General features: G+C 42.7%; 19 protein-coding genes. 3 read left to right on the forward strand and 16 right to left on the reverse strand.

Features of this window, described 5'->3' with window-relative positions; translation table 11 throughout:
- Positions 1 to 85: 85 nt before the first annotated feature.
- The 6 genes from CW749_RS01540 to CW749_RS01565 form a co-directional block, all read right to left on the reverse strand.
- Positions 86 to 562, reverse strand: a complete 477-nt coding sequence (locus CW749_RS01540; RefSeq protein WP_101110112.1) for a GNAT family N-acetyltransferase — start codon at positions 560 to 562, stop codon at positions 86 to 88.
- A 21-nt stretch (positions 563 to 583) separates the two neighbouring features.
- Positions 584 to 1,003, reverse strand: a complete 420-nt coding sequence (locus CW749_RS01545) for an N-acetyltransferase (protein ID WP_101110113.1) — start codon at positions 1,001 to 1,003, stop codon at positions 584 to 586.
- 155 nt (positions 1,004 to 1,158) lie between these two features.
- Complete coding sequence (locus CW749_RS01550; RefSeq protein ID WP_101110114.1) at positions 1,159 to 1,797, reverse strand: hypothetical protein; 639 nt, start codon at positions 1,795 to 1,797, stop codon at positions 1,159 to 1,161.
- Between the two features lie 156 nt (positions 1,798 to 1,953).
- On the reverse strand, positions 1,954 to 2,364 hold the full coding sequence (locus tag CW749_RS01555; RefSeq protein WP_101110115.1) for a GFA family protein: 411 nt from the start codon (positions 2,362 to 2,364) through the stop codon (positions 1,954 to 1,956).
- Positions 2,365 to 2,465: 101 nt separating this feature from the next.
- Positions 2,466 to 2,849 (reverse strand): GNAT family N-acetyltransferase, encoded by a 384-nt coding sequence (locus CW749_RS01560; protein ID WP_237322277.1) that lies wholly within the window; start codon positions 2,847 to 2,849, stop codon positions 2,466 to 2,468.
- 289 nt (positions 2,850 to 3,138) lie between these two features.
- Positions 3,139 to 4,074, reverse strand: a complete 936-nt coding sequence (locus CW749_RS01565) for a helix-turn-helix domain-containing protein (protein WP_101110117.1) — start codon at positions 4,072 to 4,074, stop codon at positions 3,139 to 3,141.
- A gap of 198 nt (positions 4,075 to 4,272) precedes the next feature.
- Here CW749_RS01565 and CW749_RS01570 point away from each other — a divergent pair, with 198 nt between their 5' ends.
- Positions 4,273 to 4,668: a rhodanese-like domain-containing protein gene (locus tag CW749_RS01570; protein ID WP_101110118.1), complete on the forward strand. Its 396-nt coding sequence runs from the start codon at positions 4,273 to 4,275 to the stop codon at positions 4,666 to 4,668.
- A 75-nt stretch (positions 4,669 to 4,743) separates the two neighbouring features.
- Here CW749_RS01570 and CW749_RS01575 read toward each other — a convergent pair whose 3' ends face one another.
- Entirely contained in the window at positions 4,744 to 4,947 is a 204-nt protein-coding gene (locus CW749_RS01575; RefSeq protein WP_237322279.1) for a tautomerase family protein, read from the reverse strand.
- Between the two features lie 350 nt (positions 4,948 to 5,297).
- Here CW749_RS01575 and CW749_RS01580 point away from each other — a divergent pair, with 350 nt between their 5' ends.
- A complete protein-coding gene (locus CW749_RS01580) occupies positions 5,298 to 5,507 on the forward strand; it encodes a cold-shock protein (protein ID WP_101110120.1) in 210 nt (69 codons plus the stop codon).
- A 119-nt stretch (positions 5,508 to 5,626) separates the two neighbouring features.
- Here the strand turns inward: CW749_RS01580 and CW749_RS01585 are convergent, their stop codons facing one another.
- Positions 5,627 to 6,472, reverse strand: a complete 846-nt coding sequence (locus tag CW749_RS01585; RefSeq protein ID WP_101110121.1) for a hypothetical protein — start codon at positions 6,470 to 6,472, stop codon at positions 5,627 to 5,629.
- A gap of 327 nt (positions 6,473 to 6,799) precedes the next feature.
- On the opposite strand from CW749_RS01585, the gene CW749_RS01590 reads away from it, so the two are divergent.
- Positions 6,800 to 7,231, forward strand: a complete 432-nt coding sequence (locus CW749_RS01590; protein ID WP_101110122.1) for a hypothetical protein — start codon at positions 6,800 to 6,802, stop codon at positions 7,229 to 7,231.
- Between the two features lie 104 nt (positions 7,232 to 7,335).
- Here CW749_RS01590 and CW749_RS01595 read toward each other — a convergent pair whose 3' ends face one another.
- From CW749_RS01595 to CW749_RS01630, 8 genes are all read right to left on the reverse strand, one after another.
- Positions 7,336 to 8,154, reverse strand: a complete 819-nt coding sequence (locus CW749_RS01595; RefSeq protein ID WP_101110123.1) for an alpha/beta hydrolase — start codon at positions 8,152 to 8,154, stop codon at positions 7,336 to 7,338.
- A 65-nt stretch (positions 8,155 to 8,219) separates the two neighbouring features.
- A complete protein-coding gene (locus tag CW749_RS01600; RefSeq protein ID WP_101110124.1) occupies positions 8,220 to 9,677 on the reverse strand; it encodes a hypothetical protein in 1,458 nt (485 codons plus the stop codon).
- On the reverse strand, positions 9,674 to 10,693 hold the full coding sequence (locus CW749_RS01605) for a glycosyl hydrolase family 8 (RefSeq protein ID WP_101110125.1): 1,020 nt from the start codon (positions 10,691 to 10,693) through the stop codon (positions 9,674 to 9,676). The genes CW749_RS01600 and CW749_RS01605 overlap by 4 nt, the downstream gene beginning before the upstream one ends.
- Positions 10,690 to 12,663 (reverse strand): cellulose biosynthesis cyclic di-GMP-binding regulatory protein BcsB, encoded by a 1,974-nt coding sequence (locus CW749_RS01610; RefSeq protein WP_101110126.1) that lies wholly within the window; start codon positions 12,661 to 12,663, stop codon positions 10,690 to 10,692. Before CW749_RS01610 ends, CW749_RS01605 begins: the two co-directional genes overlap by 4 nt.
- Positions 12,656 to 14,890 (reverse strand): UDP-forming cellulose synthase catalytic subunit, encoded by a 2,235-nt coding sequence (gene bcsA / locus CW749_RS01615; RefSeq protein ID WP_101110127.1) that lies wholly within the window; start codon positions 14,888 to 14,890, stop codon positions 12,656 to 12,658. The genes CW749_RS01610 and bcsA overlap by 8 nt, the downstream gene beginning before the upstream one ends.
- A gap of 1 nt (position 14,891) precedes the next feature.
- Complete coding sequence (locus CW749_RS01620; protein WP_101110128.1) at positions 14,892 to 15,434, reverse strand: hypothetical protein; 543 nt, start codon at positions 15,432 to 15,434, stop codon at positions 14,892 to 14,894.
- Between the two features lie 330 nt (positions 15,435 to 15,764).
- Positions 15,765 to 16,127 (reverse strand): MmcQ/YjbR family DNA-binding protein, encoded by a 363-nt coding sequence (locus CW749_RS01625; protein ID WP_101110129.1) that lies wholly within the window; start codon positions 16,125 to 16,127, stop codon positions 15,765 to 15,767.
- Positions 16,128 to 16,177: 50 nt separating this feature from the next.
- Positions 16,178 to 16,711 carry a DUF6817 domain-containing protein gene (locus CW749_RS01630; protein WP_101110130.1) on the reverse strand — a complete coding sequence of 178 codons (534 nt, stop codon included), beginning with the start codon at positions 16,709 to 16,711 and terminating at the stop codon, positions 16,178 to 16,180.
- Positions 16,712 to 16,773: the final 62 nt, after the last annotated feature.

Raw genomic sequence — 16,773 nt, forward strand, 5'->3', positions numbered from 1 at the left:
ATTAGAATGTGGAATAAAAACTCAGAATGAAGCGCATCGTTTTGATTCGATGGAAAAAGAAAAGGTGAATAGGGAGGCGTTGCACCTAAACATCGAAAGCCATTTGGAAGATTGGCCATTTGACCCCGTCAAACGTTTTGTAATACGGCGGCTTATCCACCACTTTGAATCCTACGGATTCATAACACCTTTTCGCTGACTTGTTGGAATGAAACACGGCTAATGTGATGTGTTTAGCACTGTGGTTCTGTTGTATCTCTCTTATGGCAGAACGAACCAGTTCCTTGCCGACGCCCTGACCTCGGACATCAGGGTTTACCGCTATGCGACACAGCCTAGTTTCGTTATCTGAAATACGGTTTAGTTCAATAAATCCAACCACTTCCCTCTTATCTATCAACACAAAAAAGGATAACGATGCCTCTCTTGAGCGAAGGCAAATCGTTTCAGCCGTCAGTGGCCATATGAAGACGCGTCCTCCCCATGCTAAAAACTCTTCTTTAGTCAGAAACCATTGGGAAATTGTGTTTGCGTGTTCTTGCCTGAAAGGGATCAGTTCCATCTAAAATCCTGCCATAATCAATCATAACGTCATCGTCAGTTCGAGATGCCCAGTATGCTCATCTTCTTGCTCGCTGACCACGTTAAACCCTTGCGAAACGTAAAATTGGTAACTGGCTTGATTATCTTTGTACACTGACAAAGTAAGCGATTCTCGCCGAGTTTTTGCATCTGCGATGAGCGCTTTCCCTACACCTTTTCCCTGACAGCTTGGGGCAACAAAAATGGCGGCTAGATTATCTTCATACAACGCATAGAAACCAACAACGTCGCCCGCTTGTTCATAAACAAAGACTTCCGATGCAGGAAGATATACATCGCGCATATTGTCTAGTTGGCTTCGCCAAAACTCTGCTTCGATAAAGTCGTGCGCCTGAATCGACGCGGTCAGCCATATGTCTAATACGGCTTCAATTTCTTGGGTTTTAATTGGTCTAATCAATGTATTAGTACCTAAAAAGTAATAGTGCCTAAAAAGTAATATCGCCTAAAAAATCATCTTCAAGCGTTGAGTATCACTTGTCTCATTTGAAAATAGAAGAATGAAACCGACGTAACATTCTATACGTCGGTTCCCTTGTTAAGTGCGCGAACAAGCTAACGACGCACTCGAATGGATACACCTAACCAAGATGCCCCTTCACGCTTATTATTGCTTTCGTCCCAGCTTTCAATTTTATCCCAGTGGAACAGGTGTGCTTCTAAATCCGAGTCAAACCATTCCCCCTGATGATTATTCACCACGTAATGCAATTCGGGATACGCAATAACTGAAATGAGCACACTATCCGAAGGGGTGGAGTCATTATTGTCTAGTAGAGAAATGGGTACACCTAGCTTTTCAATCAGTTCAATTTCAATTGGAAACACGCTGCGAATTTGATCCAATGCCTCTTCATTTTTAAAGACAACCTCCGTCTTCAAATCACACTGGTTCAAGATACTCAGCATGGCTCCTAGTGAGTTGTTCCCAGCTCCGTCAACATAACTCGGGTTAGGACCTGGCGTTAAAATACCGGTCACTTTATAGAATTCCAGTGCTAGCTCGACCAAGTTGGAACTGTCTACAATATCCAGCTTTGGTCCCGTAAAAGACTTTTGCTGAGCGTCATAGCGATTCAAGGATAGAGGTGCAGTAAATGGCAGTTTATCGAAAGAATAAAGTGTAGCAACGACGCAGTAAGCACCACAAAAAAGGCTGCCATCTGGCTGCTGCATACTTGGAAAAGAATTCATATCAATACCTTCTCAATAAGATTGCGAATGGAATGAAAGACAAATAATGCTCCATTCACCGAAATGCTCACACAGTATCATATGGTGCTTGATAAAAATGCTATATCTCCCAAAAATTAGGACGACAGATTAGCGCATCTTTTCTTTTATTAACGGCTACTTACCGCGGCTTGGTTCATGGCGCTCGTAATGAGGGAGTTCTTCATTCAAGCTGTCCCAATTGGCTTTTGAGGTAACAAAGTTGTGAGAGATGGGTTTTTCTTCAATATCTGAATCCAAAATCCCTAAACGAATTCGAATTTGACTTGGATTTTCGTCGTTGGAGCTGTATATCGGAGATGCGCATTGTTTGCAAAAATGTCTTTTTTTGCCGAGCTTTACTTCGAAGAAGCTGAGTAACTCTTTGCCTTTAGTAATTGAAAAATCACCCGTATTCACAAACCCATTGGTCGCAAATGCTGTACCACTGGACTTTCGACACAGAGAACAGTGGCAGTGAATAATGTCGGTTATTTTCCCTTGTATTGAAAGTTCGACACCGCCACACAAGCAACTTCCTTTGTACATATTACTTCCTACATAAGCTTTTGATTTTTTATATACTTTAAAGCGAATCAGAACTAAGTAATGTGACAGTAGAGAGGTTTATTGCGTTGGACGACCCTTTTTCATTTTGAAAGCTTTCGGAAATAAAGGTTATTGTCGTCACCGTAGAGTAATTGGGTGCCTTGCTGAATAAACCCCAGCTTTAAAAGCAGTTGATTAGAAGCAAGATTATTTGGCAAAGTCACAGCCAATACTTCACGGACATCGTGATTTTCCCAGCCATCTTTGAGCACAGCATTGCATGCTTCTGTAGCGTAGCCTTTCTGTATGGTACATTTCCTCGCTTCTCCTAGACGCTCACGCCACTTTGAAAACCCAGTTGCTGCTTGAAGAAAACCAGTAAAACAAGAACCAATCCGCAGATCCACATTGCGGTAGGCATTTTTGCTTTTTCCCAATTGAGAAAAGTGAATAGAACGCCCATTAAAGGACCTAACAGCAAGCACCCAACTCCCCAAAGTTTACTTTTTCGAAACGCCTCTGTGACTATCAGCACACTTCCAAGCAGAAACAGGACAAGCCCTGAAACAGCCATTACATCAATCACAATTATTCCCTTAACCCTTCGCCATAGCTGTGCTGTTGCACTCGTCATTTTTGGAAACAGTATCATGTTACTAAGACAATTCGAGTGCATAGCAACACTTACTTTCAAAATTGCGATGAAGTTTTATAAAAAGCTCAGTCCATCAAGCGTAACGTCAAAGAAAACATGTAATACGCACAAAAAATAATCTACATCGATGAAAACTGATTTCGGTATTGATTTGGGGAGATACTGAGTTGCTTTCTAAAATGGTGGCGCATGGTTATGGCATTTTCAAAACCACTCAGCTCGGCGATTTTCTCGACACTGTAGTACTCGTTTTCCAGTAGTGTTTTGGCTTTCTCAAGCCGTTGCTGCGTAATCCATGCTTTGGGGCTTAGATTGAAGCTGGTGCGAAACTTACGATCGAAGGTTCGACGCGACATGCTAGCCCGAGAAGCAAGCTCATCGACCTCAATATTCTCATTGAGATGAGAAAGCGCCCAGTCTATCGACTGTGAGAACTGATTGGGGACTTCCAAAATGGGAGTTTCGACAAACTGAGATTGCCCTCCCAGCCGATGCGCTGATACCACCAACCTTCTCGCCACTTGGTTCGCGATGGCGTAGCCGTAATCTTGCCGAATGATCTCTAACCCAAGATCGATCGCAGATGCGCTTCCCGCTGAACACCCTATATTTCCATCGTATACGTAAAGGACATCATCAATGTAATTAAGGTGCTTAAAGCGCTGTTGAAATGCATCGGCATATCGCCAATGCGTTGTGGTGTCGCGACCATCAAATACACCTAGCTCTGCGAGTAAAAAAGCACCAGAGCAGAAAGAGATCATGCGCTTTCCTACGTGATGAAACGCGCTAACCGCCTCTTTTAACGCAGAAGGAATCTCCACACCTTGAGCAGGCCAGCTTGGTACCACCAGCATATCGTAGTCGGTCAAACTGCTTACTTGCTTGGCTTGAAGCAGCAGCCCAGCTGTAGACTCAAATGGATCGAATTCAAACGACACCACATCGCACTGATACCAGTTTTCAAATTCCGGTCTTGGCAGACCAAACAGCTCTACAGCACATGCTAATTCAAACAGCGCTACATTGGGGTAACTTAATATCGCTACACGCATGCCTTTCCCTCTATTTCTTTTGCCTAATCCTTTCGCCTATTTCCTTTCCGCTTGTTTCTTCTTAACAGTTGGCTTTTATATTGGCTGAAAGTTAACGAACTATGACCTACAAGCCAATCGTAAGCCAACAAGAAACAACACACAATGGCTACAACCTAAAACACACCGAACATGACAATCTAAGAAAAGGAGAGACTGATGTCATCTATCGTTGCAAGAATACCCGCGGCATCTAGCCGAGAAGCTCTAGCACATTTCGAGTTGCTACTAAGATTCGAAACAGACTGTTGGGATGTTCACCATGCCATGACCAATAACCGACAAGACTTTGTTTTACTTGATGTTCGTGGCGAATCGGTTTTCGAAACCGGTTATATAGACGGCGCGGTCAATTTGCCCCATTCACGCATTAATCCAAAAACTTTAGTGGATTACCCGGAAGACACTTTATTCGTTGTGTATTGCGCCGGACCGCACTGCAACGCGACGGAAAAGGCAGCAATTCGGCTGGCTAAATTGGGAAGACCCGTAAAGAAAATGATTGGAGGTGTAACGGGATGGGTGGATGAAGGGTTCACTCTGATTACGAAATAACGCGGTAAGCCCATAATAAGGGTACTTAAATAAGTACCCTTTTTGTTTCTTGTTTCTTGTTTTTTTCAGATAAGTTTACATTCCAAGTTCTTGCTTAAGTTGTTTAACGGATTTCCCACCAACTGCAACGTTAGTATCCGACCACTCTCGAATCGCCACCAAGAATAGCTCTTTCGGAATACCCGTTACTTCGACAGACACATCTGTGAGTTTCTGAATCAACTCTTCTTTTACTTCTTCAGAAAGTTGACCGGCTTCAAATGCGATAAAGGGCATCATTAACTCCTTTTTAAGTGATTTCCCAGAGGCTCTGAGTATTCATCAACACTATCAACCTGCCAAATTAACCACAATATATTCATGGATTAAAACATTTCAACTTAAGCACATTCTCATATTCGCGATTCGAACCTTCTGGTTACACTTCATCTACACTCATTCCAAAAAAGAATGTTTCTTGTGTAAAGACAATTGCCTTTCTTGAATCAAATAAATATAAAGAAAAATATCACTAAGATATTTCAACTATTAATACGCGTTAATGTGATTTTGTCCCTTGCTACCTTTATTTTTTATGGTAGCTTCCTATGCAATCACGTATTAAATAATCTTTTAACTAGGAAAACATCATGTCAGACAAAGTAGTGGGTAGCGTAAAATGGTTCAACGAATCTAAAGGCTTTGGTTTTATTCAACAAGAAAATGGACCAGACGTTTTTGCACACTTCTCAGCAATTACAGGGGACGGCTTCCGTACTTTGGTAGAGGGTCAGAAAGTTGAATTTAAAGTCACTCAAGGTAATAAAGGGCCTCAAGCGGAAGATATTTCTGTTCTTTAACTCCTTTGAGTAATGTTTAGTTTATAAAAATAGCCAGATGATTCTGGCTATTTTTTTATACCCAAACCGTCTCACTTTTATCGATATTGTTTGAATAAACGCATTATTATTACTTTTCGTTATTGCTTTTTTGTTATGGTATTTTCGAGTATTGAAAACAATCTATTCACATCCACACCCAAGCCTTTTAACTTAATTGGCTTTCTTAAATGTCTACAAGTCAATTGAACATAAGGAATGCGGTTACTATTTTCTAGCTCGTCGATCATTTGAAGACCGATCACCTCATCAAACCCAACATGGGTGTGGCGTAATCGATAACGCACCGACAACGCATTTTTCCTAATCACCAAATCGGTAGGCGTATTAAGATATTCGTGCACGATCAGTACAACAACAAAAACAGTACCCACTATCAAAAACCAATTTTGTCCTGTAAAAAACTCGACCAGAGGCAAGAAAGGAAACAAAATAACTCCTATCAGATGAGAAACACGAATCAGCGTACTTTTCCTAAATTCGGACTGATCTTTCGCCGTTAGGTGTGAGTTTATCTTGTCACACAGCGCATACCTTAAAATTTCAAAATCTGTGAGTTTATAATCGATGCTAATTAGCTTACGACCTTCCTGATCCAGTAAATCCAATCGCTGTAAAAATAAACGCTCTTTGATACGGCATACACGATCAAATAACACTTTTCCGTTTACTTCGCCTTCATGTTGATACCAAACACCATCATTACTTAACTCTATCGCTTTATTTGGTAGGTTGCGTGCCAAATGTCCCAACACCACGGCAAGCAACAGCAACGGTGCTGAAGCCAGAATACCCAATACATCGATACCCTCTGTATCGCTCTGAGTGAGGTACAAAAAACTGCTTCCTATCAAAGCTAATGCAACGACACAGATTTTGGCGGCTTTTTGCCATTCCTTGCTATAACGAAAAACTTGGTTAGTCATAAATCCCTTTTAATGATTTCACGTTCTATACAAACTGTGCTCATTAACCTGAAGATACTTGGACAGATAATCCTTTTTCTTCAATCAACGGCTTTCCAGTCGCAAGAAGAATAGCATGATGAACGTGGGTTAAAATCTTGAATAAACAGCCGTTTCACGTAAACAGGAGAAGTGGCTCGCATTATTCTCATCCACTCACAATGTGATTTTCATTCCTATTTAACTTTAAATCGTCGGTTACTTTATAAAATAACCAGTCATTCAGAAATAAAATAAAAAGCCGCTCGGTCTGTATTCTCCGCATTCATATAACTGGAGAAATTTATCTTGAACATCTCATCTCAACAGCAAAAACATCTCGCACTCGGCTTATTGGCTCTGCGCGTTACCATTGCCCTTGTTTTCTTTGTTTGGGCATTCGACAAAATCCTCGCGCCGGAACATTCCACTAAGGTATTTTCAGCTTTCTATGGCCTCGACGTATCTTCTGGTTTTTCTGTGATCATTGGCATTGTTCAGCTTGTATTTGTTGGCGCATTCTTACTCGGAATTCAACGTTCTAAGACATACCTGATTGCGCTGATTCTTCATAGCTTCTCGACTTTTTCATCTTTCATGAAATACCTAGACCCACTAGGTAATTTGTTGTTCTTTACGGCTTGGCCAATGCTCGCCGCCTGCCTTGTACTTTACTTAATGCGAGATTTCGACAGCTATACCCTAGGTCACAAATCACCATCCAATTCAAAAGACAGTTAACTCAGCAGACAGTTAACTTGCTAAATTAAAACCTCCTCTCTGCTTACCTGAGGGGAGGTTTTCCACCCAATCAAAAAGCTTAGAATTCCAAAAAGCCTTAGCCTCTAACTCCCAAAAAACTTTTGTATTTCTGCTACCAGTGCTTTCGGGTTTTCTTCAATGACTAAATGACCAGTGTTAGGAATTGTGACCAATTTAGCGCCCTCAATCTTATTTTGAAGTCGGTAAGCTTGCTCGCAAGGGATCCATTGATCTTCTTGACCCCACAGAATAAGAGTGGGTGCACTTACCTCTGAAAACCTATCCTGAAAATCATCTGTATACTTTGAATCCGCTTGCGCTATTTGACGGTAAAATGCGGGCTTGCCCAACTCTCCCATCCAAGGAGACAAAATGCCCTCTATCGTTTCTGCATCGAGTTCTTGATGGGCTGCGGTCTTTATATAAGCCTCAACAATTGCCGCATGAATAAAATCCGGTACACCAGAAAATGCGGCTTCGTGCTCCTCGATATGTTTGAAAAATGGCGAACCCCAAGGTGATAAGGCAACAGGATCGATCACTGCTATCTTTTTGTATTTTCGCTTATCTAAAATATGATTTCTTAATACCGTTGTACCACCAAAATCATGCCCAACAATGTACGGAGTATCGATCTGCCAATGCTCAACTAACGCATCCAGCAATGTATTTTGTATTCCTAGAGAAACATCCGCTTCGCTTTTGTCTGACTCTCCGTAGCCGAGAAGGTCAAAAAAGTGAACTTGATAATGGCGAGATAAATCGCTGATCAGGTGTCTTAAATTAAAAGAAGACCAGGGCGTACCATGCACTACAACCAAAGGTTCCCCTTCACCTTCAATGCCATATTTAACTTGTCGCCCCTCAAATTCAAACGTATTGGGTAAAGTCCATTTACTCATTTCAAATCCTCATATTAAAGCCGCTTCCATTATACCCAAGCAGCCTCAATTTGCGGTACGTATACTCAATAATCAAGTTCGTGACACACTGATGCGTGTTCAGCAAAGCCACATTTTATGATCAAGTAAGAGCGTTGCATTTCCTCATTGTGAGGGAATGCTTCGGCTAAAACCGTATATTCAGCGTACGCTTCTTCTTTACGTTGGCTGTTATAGAGCGCCCATGCTTTGATTTCGATGAGTTTTACATCTTTGCCATAGTCTTGTTCGTACTGTTCGATACGTGCGAGAGTTTCTTCATAAGCTTCTGCTTGGAAGGCTGAGTAAATCCTTCTTACCGCAACCTTCTTATCTATTTCGGCGCGTTTTTCCACATCATTGATTTGCATGGCCAACGCGATTGCTTTATCTGAATACCCCATTTTTTCTAACGCTAATACATATCCATACTGAGTAAGATCTCTTTGCGGGTCTTCCTTTGGCATTATGTCGAGTGCCTCTTCAAACGCGATCGATGCCGACATCGGGCGTTGAAGTTCATAAAGCTTCCAGCCTTTCATCACATAATCTTGGGCAGTTAGATTGGGTTTGTTATTCAGGCTTTCCAAACATTTAGCAGCAGATTCCTCACACTCCAGATCTTCTTTAGCGCCAGTGCCGATATCCATTTCTGCGATGGATGGGTATTTTTCCGACCAAACCTGATGCTCCATATGCAAACGTTCTAGATCTTCCATCGCCTGCAAACTGAGTAGTTTTCCTTCAATGCGCTTTTCGTTCGGTCCCCCCCAATTGATTGCGCTTTCAAACCAACCAAGTGCAACATCTGGTTGCTCCGACTCCATGTATTTCCAAGCGATAACTTCAGCGGTTTTCGCATCTTTTCTCGATTTAGCAGATCGCCCAATACTCTCTAATTGGCTATCAGAAACATTCGTAGATTCTAGCTGGCTCAATCGATTGTCGTATTCTAATTGCGCGGCAAACTTTCTATCGTAGCCCGCTGATGTTTTGTACCGCGCTAGAATATCGCTGCCTGCACTTGACGGTGTCCAGCTCAGCAACTTTTGCGTCGTACTCAACTCTTGCCCTTTGCAGTTGTCGAGAATCGACTGATATTTAGCCTGTGCATTCGAGCCATAGCCCGTCATGGTTTCATTTTTTAAATCTAACCATAGCCATTGGATGCGATCGCATGTTCGCCACTGGGGGTACTTTTCGAGGAGCGCTTTAGCGGCTGTCAGTCTGCGATTTTTCAGATGCCGATTTAAATCGTATAACGATTCTTGATAGTTAAGCTCTGTTTTTAACCCTGAAGAAATGCTCAGACCTTCTGTTGCTTTTTGGGTCGCCTTCCATCCTTTTTTCTTCAACATATTCCAATAAATCGTGTCATCAAACCCTGTTTGGGATTTTGTGGTGACTTCAACTTGAATGCGGTCATCAAAGACCGTTATTTCGTGATGATCTTGAGCCTGTGCTGTCAACGCAGTTAGCGCTACCAATAAAATGTATCTGTTCATTGGCAAATCCTTTCGTTATAAGCAATATGGGACAACAGCACCAAGCTGTCGGAGTAATAGTCTTTTCCTTTGGGGTACACTTTTATGCCTTGTCCATTTTTTCGTGAAGAGCGGGATAGTCGGACAAGTTGTGCTATTGCAATGGCGCCATCAGGTGGTGGGTAGCTGGCTGACTCACCGGAACGAACATTTACCCATGCCGTGTTCTGATTGAGCCAGCTAGTGTAGTGCGTATTCAGTTGGTGTGATTGCCCACCCCAAATAACGTAAAGCGGAATGCGATAACTCGAGTAACTGAAGCGTGATTCAAAGCCAGAGGCCGGTTTCCAACCACCATTTTTGTATTCCAGCCAATCCGATGTCAGCTTTTCACGCCCGTAAAGGTTTTGATTAAGAATCGATAATCCGCTATTGGATAATTTCGACCATTGGCGGCTGTATTGATTGAAATCCCGTAACGCCGGATACACCCAATACGCAGGGTTAACAACCGTACGATCATCAAAATTAAATCCATACGCTCCGGGGAGTAATACACTCTGCTGGTTCACCGTTTTTATATGGGATTTTTGCAGCTCATTAATGATTTGCTTCGCGCTAGAACCATACTTTTGACCTGACCATTGCTTCTGAGCTCGTTGCAGTGCCCATGCAATCAGCACATCACCATCACTGGCATTATTTCTGTCGGGTATATGCGGCTTTTTCGGCTGCCATTTCCAAGAAAACAAGCCGTCTTCTTTTCGCTGTAGGTTCTTTTGGGTCCAATGCCACATGCGGTCGAACGTCGCTTTGTCACCAAAATATTCAGCAATAAGCATTCCGTACCCCTGCCCTTCACTGTGTGATATACCTTGGTTGCCCACGTCCACGACGCGCCCATCTTGGTTAACAAAGCTGTTCTTGAACGTATGCCACATACCAATATCACTTTCGCACATGGCAAGCGCCATAGCGTTGGTGCTTACCACTAAGCTCGTCGCTGCAACCACTAAGAAACCGGTCTTTATTTTCATTTTCGCGCTTCCAAAAAACGAGATACAAATGCCGATATCCACCAAATAATGATGAGAGCAATAACGGACAGTGCTGCGGGATACCCAATAAAAGCAGCTTTAAAAAACTGCGATGAATTACTCGAAAATTCTTTTTCACTTAATACCCCCTTCGGAGGGGCACTGGATTCACTGCGTAGAAAGTCATCAAACTTTTCTGGCGAGCTTTCCGTTAACTGCAGCCGATACCAACCTTTGTCATTGGTGTGTCTTACATAAGCCAACTCATGAGCATTTAACGATTGCCCAAAATCATCCGTTCCGCTTTCTGAATGCGCAATAAAATCAAACAGAGTATGTTTGAGTTCTTCCCATCTAGAGTCATTCTCGGTTTGCTCAAAAACAAAGTTTTCTTCGTTCGTTTCATTCAATTTTATATGGAGCTGGCGCTTTTGTTGCGCTTCACTCGTCACCAATAATCCGGGCATGGCTTTGTGTGTGCGATGAGATACATGGCTGAGCAATCTCCAAAGTTTTGTAAGCTGTTCTGGGTTGTCTGGATCCAATGTTATCTGAGCTTGCTTACCGCAATCGTCGGTTATGGCAAGAAAATCCGTAGGAGAAACACTATGACCTTCTGTAGGAATAAATTTAACCCAAGAGCTTAAATGAAGATTCGAGTTGTCCGACATGTACACTTTAAATCGCCGCTGTTGATTGCGAATATCGACGGGTCCATAAACTTGAACACTTATGTGATTGATTCCGGGTCTAAAGTCTTTCATGGGGATGTTGATTCTATAGTGCTGATTGTCCCGCCAATAACTGGAACGCAAAGGCAAACTGTTCGCATATTTCCCGTTTACACGCAATATCATAGAGCCTTCACCGGGTGACACGCGGGAATGCTGTAACAATAGGTTTAGCTTGGCATTGTCTTCACTACTGAACATTATATTGCTCGGCATGATCAGCGATAAGGCGAGAGGTGAATCGGTTAGATCAACCTGGTCGGTAAACTCGGACACCAAGTATTTTTTTGCGCTTTTTAGTGACGTGTCTTTCATCGCATCATCGACTTTTATGACACTCGAAGCGCTATCGGGGAGCCGACGTAAGTTATTGGCAAAAACTTTAGACGCTCGTTTCACTTCCATTGGGCTATTCCCTGATATCACTAGAAGCCAATCAATCCCTTTCGGGTTTTTCCCAGTTTTTAGGTACGGACCAGAAATAGCGTTATGCGTCTCTAAATCTATCCAACCCGCATTCAGCAAATTATCCCGTGTGCCATACACCACAGTGGGTTTTGTAGTCGAGAAGGAAGCTGAACGGGACGTGATATAGTCAAACTTGTAGTCTTCAGAACCACTTTTAAGTGTCCAACCCTGCACCAAAGAAGCTGCAATACCCAAAGAGAGATCTTGATTGTCCTCCACCAAAGACACCATTTGAACAGGTAACCCATGCCCTTGGCCGCTTCGAATCATGTCGTTGTATGCAAGCAGCGTTTGATCTTCTGTATTCGTGCTTTCGATGTAGGTTAGAGAATAGTTCGAGCTTTCCGCATTAATCACCGTTGTCAGCTCGGTTGCATCAACCACGTGTGAGGGGTCATTTGAAATATGTTGAATTCTTATATTCAAACTGGAATCGCGTTTGGAGATCAGCTCGGGCGGAATGGTCACATCCAATTGCTGAAATTGGGAGCGCTGCTTGAGCTCGATATTTACCAAAGTGCGCTTACCGGTTGAAATCCAGAGCAACGATTTATCAACCGCATTATTATTAAATACCGCCAAAGAAAGATGGAGTTTTTCCACCTTTTGACCTTCAAGTATCGAAATAGGCAGGTTGATCATTTGCGTCTGACCACGTAAGACAATATCACCCTGATTTACCGTGGAATACGTTAAAGGTACGGTCACCTTTTTTTCTGCGACCGCATTCAATGAGACAACGAAACACAATAGGAAGAAGAATCTAGTCATTTTGAAATCCCTTTTTACCGCTCACTTTACTGCCGCGCGCTTTCGATGAATCCAGTTGCTGTTTAACCGACGTTGTCAGTACTCGAGTTAGGTTCTCACACACCAGTGAAAACAAGCTCAAGACTGACGTAAACAGCCCTTGATGCAGCCCTTCTTCGTAGCGTCTTCTGTCGTCCCAACGGCTACTTTGACCGTACGTCTTAGCGTATTGAATCTGCATATCTTCCGCTAAGTTACTCTCCATCAAACAGCAGACTTGTATGCCATGGTGCCCATTTTTAACGGCGACCACTCGCATGTTTAAATGCACTTGTTTGTAGAGTGTTTTGCCCGTACTGCATTTCCCGTTCTCAGTGAAATAGACCACATCAACGGTATCACCACGATGAATATCATGATCCGGGTCGTGAAGAGTCAGCCTTGCTCCTTTGATCGAAACATCGTTCAAAGTCGCATTCAGGCTTCTATCATCAATTTTGATTACCGCTTTTTCATTGACTAAAAGGCGAGGTTCGCTGCGGCGCTGTTGCTTTTCCAACATCGCCCCCAAACACAGAATGATGAGTAGCAGGTTAAAAGTGTTGAACACGATAACCAAAATCAGCTGGCTTTGTTCGGTAGGGAATTGCATGTACCTATAAATTCCCCAAGCTTCCGCTGCGACCACCAGCCCAAAGATAAATGCCATAAACGGCGTCAATTTAGAAAAGCAGACTTTGCGGGTTGTTTCCCCTTTAGGGGTGACGACAAAACTGGGTTTCGTAGGATGAATTAGGGTCGATAAAGCAGGTAAGAAAAGGTATATCGACAAAGCGGTTTCGTACAACTCAGAAAAGAAAGCACGTCGGGTTTTACCAAAAAGCCGCTGGGTGATCATAACGCTGATCACCAAGTGTGGGACAACAAAAATCAGGAAATCGGTCGCGTTACCCACGAAAATTTGGAGATCGAGTAACAAATACAGCAATGGCGAAATCAGGAACACCGTTCTGAAGATTGGGAAGAACCAATACACAGTCGAGTTTAAGTAACAAATTCTCTGTCCTAGGCTCAAACCACGTTTTAGTAGCGGGTTGTTCAACAAAAATATTTGTATCATTCCCTGTGCCCACCGAGACCGCTGAGTCACATACGCACCAAATGTGTCTGGAGATAAGCCAGCAACCATGGCTCGGTTTAAGTAAGCGCTATCCCACCCCTTGGAGTGAATATTTAAGGCTGTGTCTGCGTCTTCTGTGATGGTTCGAGTGGATATGCCTCCAACTTCTTCCAACGCGACACGGCGGATAATCGCTGCGGAGCCACAAAAAAAGCAACCATTCCAAAAATCCATGCCCACCAAGATTTTGTTATAAAACATTTCATTTTCAGAAGGGACTTTATCCTCAATACCAAGGTTTTTTTCGACTGGTCCCGGTGTGATAAAGAAATGAGGGGTTTGCACAAACCCTAAATTTGGTTCTTTTTGGAACATGCCGACGGTGTTCATTAAAAAGTCACGAGTCGGAACGTGATCGGCATCGAGAACCAATACTAAGTCGCCAGATGATTTACTTAACGCGTGGTTTATATTCCCTGCTTTTGCCAACTCATTTTTCTTGCGAGTCATGTAGGTCGCCCCCACTTCTACACAAAAATCTTTTAGGATGTTGGCGCGCTTTTTCGCGTAATGTGCGGCGTCTACATCTTCATCATTTAATTTGTTGTATGTTCCGCCATCATCCAGCACATACACCCGTACCTCCCCCGGGTATTCCATTCTGCTCGCAGCGAGGATCGTTGGTTCAACGACACTGATCGGTTCATTGTATGTCGGTATAAATACATCAATAGATGGTAAAGCCACGTCTGGATTTATAGGGACACGTTTACGCTCATAAGGTTTTACCGTTACAAACATCCCCATTACGTAAACCAAAATGCCATAACATTCGGCACAGAATAGAAGCATGGCAAAGGGCAGATCAATTTGGCTTTCCCATGGAAGGGTTTCATGGAAGCGCCAATAAATATAACGGAAAGATATGAATGCACCGATGATCAAAATAAACGTGGTCGCCCTAGTCGACATGTTTTTTGATAAAAGAAGAATCAAAATAAACGCGCTCGATGCCAACCAAATATGTGTGTCGGTTGAAATGTTTAAAGTGGCCAACATGAAAAGGCAGTAGATCGCACATAGCACGAGCAAAACTTTAAAGAGCTGCTTTGGAAGATTAGTTGTCATTCTAGAATCCTTCTAGCATTGGAGAACGTTGAAAGTCATTTACCCACGATAGGTCTTGGTTTTTATCCTGCGTGCAGTAGTGGGTAAAAATGGAAATCCAGTAACCTTCCATTTTTATGTTTTGGTGAGCTTGTATGCATTTACCGCCACTCTTGGTTTTGGTTGTCCATGATTGAAAGGGACCGACAGGGTTATACGCCAAATCCCCGGCCAACTCAGGAACCGAGAATGCAAATATTTCTGGGGGCTGCTTTAGAGGAGCATCACTGATGATCTGAACAATGACGTTTTCACCAGGAAGGAAGGTATCGTTATTAAGAAGTGCCCAGAACCATGTTTCTCGTGCTTTAAACTGGCGAAAGCTACGCTGGGTTTGGATATCACCAACTAGTATTGGAAGCTGGTAGTCTTCAATTTGATTGGGATCGTACGTTCTATCTTGCCCAAGTCCCGCTTGCTGGGTGGTTTTACAGCCCACTAATAAAAGAGAGCCTAATGAAAGAGCGATCAACCCCTTTACTATCGATACCGTTTTAAAGTCCATGTGTCCCTGCTCTTATCTATCCAATCTTGGTAGGGATAGGTATAAGCAAGATGTTTGCCATATGAAATTTTTAAATATTTCTATTACATTTCAATAATATATACAAACCAAATAATCACTATCGCAAATAGAGATTATTTTTCCGCGGCATCGATTTAAGTTTCTCAATCTGACATTGAAAATGAAAAACGGCGTAAAAGAAGAGACGTTCAACGGTTTCGAACGGTCCGTTTCGAATGCGTATACCCGAGTAACCTCACCCATAGTTAGGGACTGTTAACTATTATCTATAGCCAAGGTTCAATTTAGGCAGGAATGAGATGGAGATAGCTACTGGTTTAAGCCTAATTCTTTTTGCTTGGCTTTGGTCAGCCCCAGTGAAACAATGCGATAAGACTCTTTAATGTAGTAGATCAGCTCTTCATCTTTATCGCCAGCGGTATCCGTTTGCTGAATCCACTTCATGCCTCGGGTCGCAAAGTACGGAGCAGGACGATAGCCTTCGTTATCGCTTAAAAAGTCATAATTGTTATTGGATGTTTTGAAGATATAAGCAGGCTGCTTGTTCTCGCCCCAGCCTCCTATCGCAAACACTTTGCCACCAACTTTCCACACATGAGAATCGCCCCATTGCACAACGTGAGTCGTTGCTACTAAGGATCCACAGAATTGGTTAAACTCTTCGTATGTCATAAGCGAGCCTTCGTATTTGCAATATCTATCTTTGATTTAACATCTGTCTTTTATACGTTGGCGAGAGCGGATTGATAAGCGCTTTTTGCGTTGAGTGAGAGGTATGGCTGCATTGTCTCAAATAGAGTAAACAGCTCTTTACCATACTGTCTCTTAAACTCATCGCTCGCGTACACCAATTCAAGCTCATTCGCGACGGTTAACTCACAAAACAATCGCAGTCTACTTTCATCCAAGTCATATGTTTCACTAATGAATCGGTCTTTGAACCGAATAGGGTCTCTGCCTTCAAACTGCGGAAATACACTATCTCTATCGCATGAGCAGTAGAGATAAACGAGCTCTTCTTCCTCTACACCTATCACGCCTGCGATGTCATTGCGCTTGTCTAGAGACACCATGATTTCATCGAACCCTGCGGTTCCATATGCTGCATGAAACAGCCCTGCCGTTTGCAGTACTTCAGATGCACCCCACTCCTTAAGAATACGTTGCGTCCCTTCCAAATGAGTGATTAAAGAGCCATTTAAATGCTGAAAATCCCCTGCACCTAATGCTTTGAGTGCCTCAAACTTGTCCTTCATGTAGCAGTATTCCTTTCTTTATTCATTATGAAATCAAATGATTAGACACCTTATTTCATTAC

Origin of the sequence: Vibrio sp. vnigr-6D03 (assembly GCF_002835515.1) — a bacterium.
Lineage (GTDB): Bacteria > Pseudomonadota > Gammaproteobacteria > Enterobacterales > Vibrionaceae > Vibrio > Vibrio penaeicida.

Bases quoted from the DNA above. Each gene is read 5' to 3' on its own strand.
- CW749_RS01540 (WP_101110112.1), bottom strand. From the start codon at position 562: ATGGAACTGATCCCTTTCAGGCAAGAACACGCAAACACAATTTCCCAA.
- CW749_RS01550 (WP_101110114.1), bottom strand. From the start codon at position 1,797: ATGAATTCTTTTCCAAGTATGCAGCAGCCAGATGGCAGCCTTTTTTGT.
- CW749_RS01555 (WP_101110115.1), bottom strand. From the start codon at position 2,364: ATGTACAAAGGAAGTTGCTTGTGTGGCGGTGTCGAACTTTCAATACAA.
- CW749_RS01565 (WP_101110117.1), bottom strand. From the start codon at position 4,074: ATGCGTGTAGCGATATTAAGTTACCCCAATGTAGCGCTGTTTGAATTA.
- CW749_RS01570 (WP_101110118.1), top strand. From the start codon at position 4,273: ATGTCATCTATCGTTGCAAGAATACCCGCGGCATCTAGCCGAGAAGCT.
- CW749_RS01575 (WP_237322279.1), bottom strand. From the start codon at position 4,947: ATGATGCCCTTTATCGCATTTGAAGCCGGTCAACTTTCTGAAGAAGTA.
- CW749_RS01580 (WP_101110120.1), top strand. From the start codon at position 5,298: ATGTCAGACAAAGTAGTGGGTAGCGTAAAATGGTTCAACGAATCTAAA.
- CW749_RS01585 (WP_101110121.1), bottom strand. From the start codon at position 6,472: ATGACTAACCAAGTTTTTCGTTATAGCAAGGAATGGCAAAAAGCCGCC.
- CW749_RS01595 (WP_101110123.1), bottom strand. From the start codon at position 8,154: ATGAGTAAATGGACTTTACCCAATACGTTTGAATTTGAGGGGCGACAA.
- CW749_RS01600 (WP_101110124.1), bottom strand. From the start codon at position 9,677: ATGAACAGATACATTTTATTGGTAGCGCTAACTGCGTTGACAGCACAG.
- CW749_RS01605 (WP_101110125.1), bottom strand. From the start codon at position 10,693: ATGAAAATAAAGACCGGTTTCTTAGTGGTTGCAGCGACGAGCTTAGTG.
- CW749_RS01610 (WP_101110126.1), bottom strand. From the start codon at position 12,663: ATGACTAGATTCTTCTTCCTATTGTGTTTCGTTGTCTCATTGAATGCG.
- bcsA (WP_101110127.1), bottom strand. From the start codon at position 14,890: ATGACAACTAATCTTCCAAAGCAGCTCTTTAAAGTTTTGCTCGTGCTA.
- CW749_RS01620 (WP_101110128.1), bottom strand. From the start codon at position 15,434: ATGGACTTTAAAACGGTATCGATAGTAAAGGGGTTGATCGCTCTTTCA.
- CW749_RS01625 (WP_101110129.1), bottom strand. From the start codon at position 16,127: ATGACATACGAAGAGTTTAACCAATTCTGTGGATCCTTAGTAGCAACG.
- CW749_RS01630 (WP_101110130.1), bottom strand. From the start codon at position 16,711: ATGAAGGACAAGTTTGAGGCACTCAAAGCATTAGGTGCAGGGGATTTT.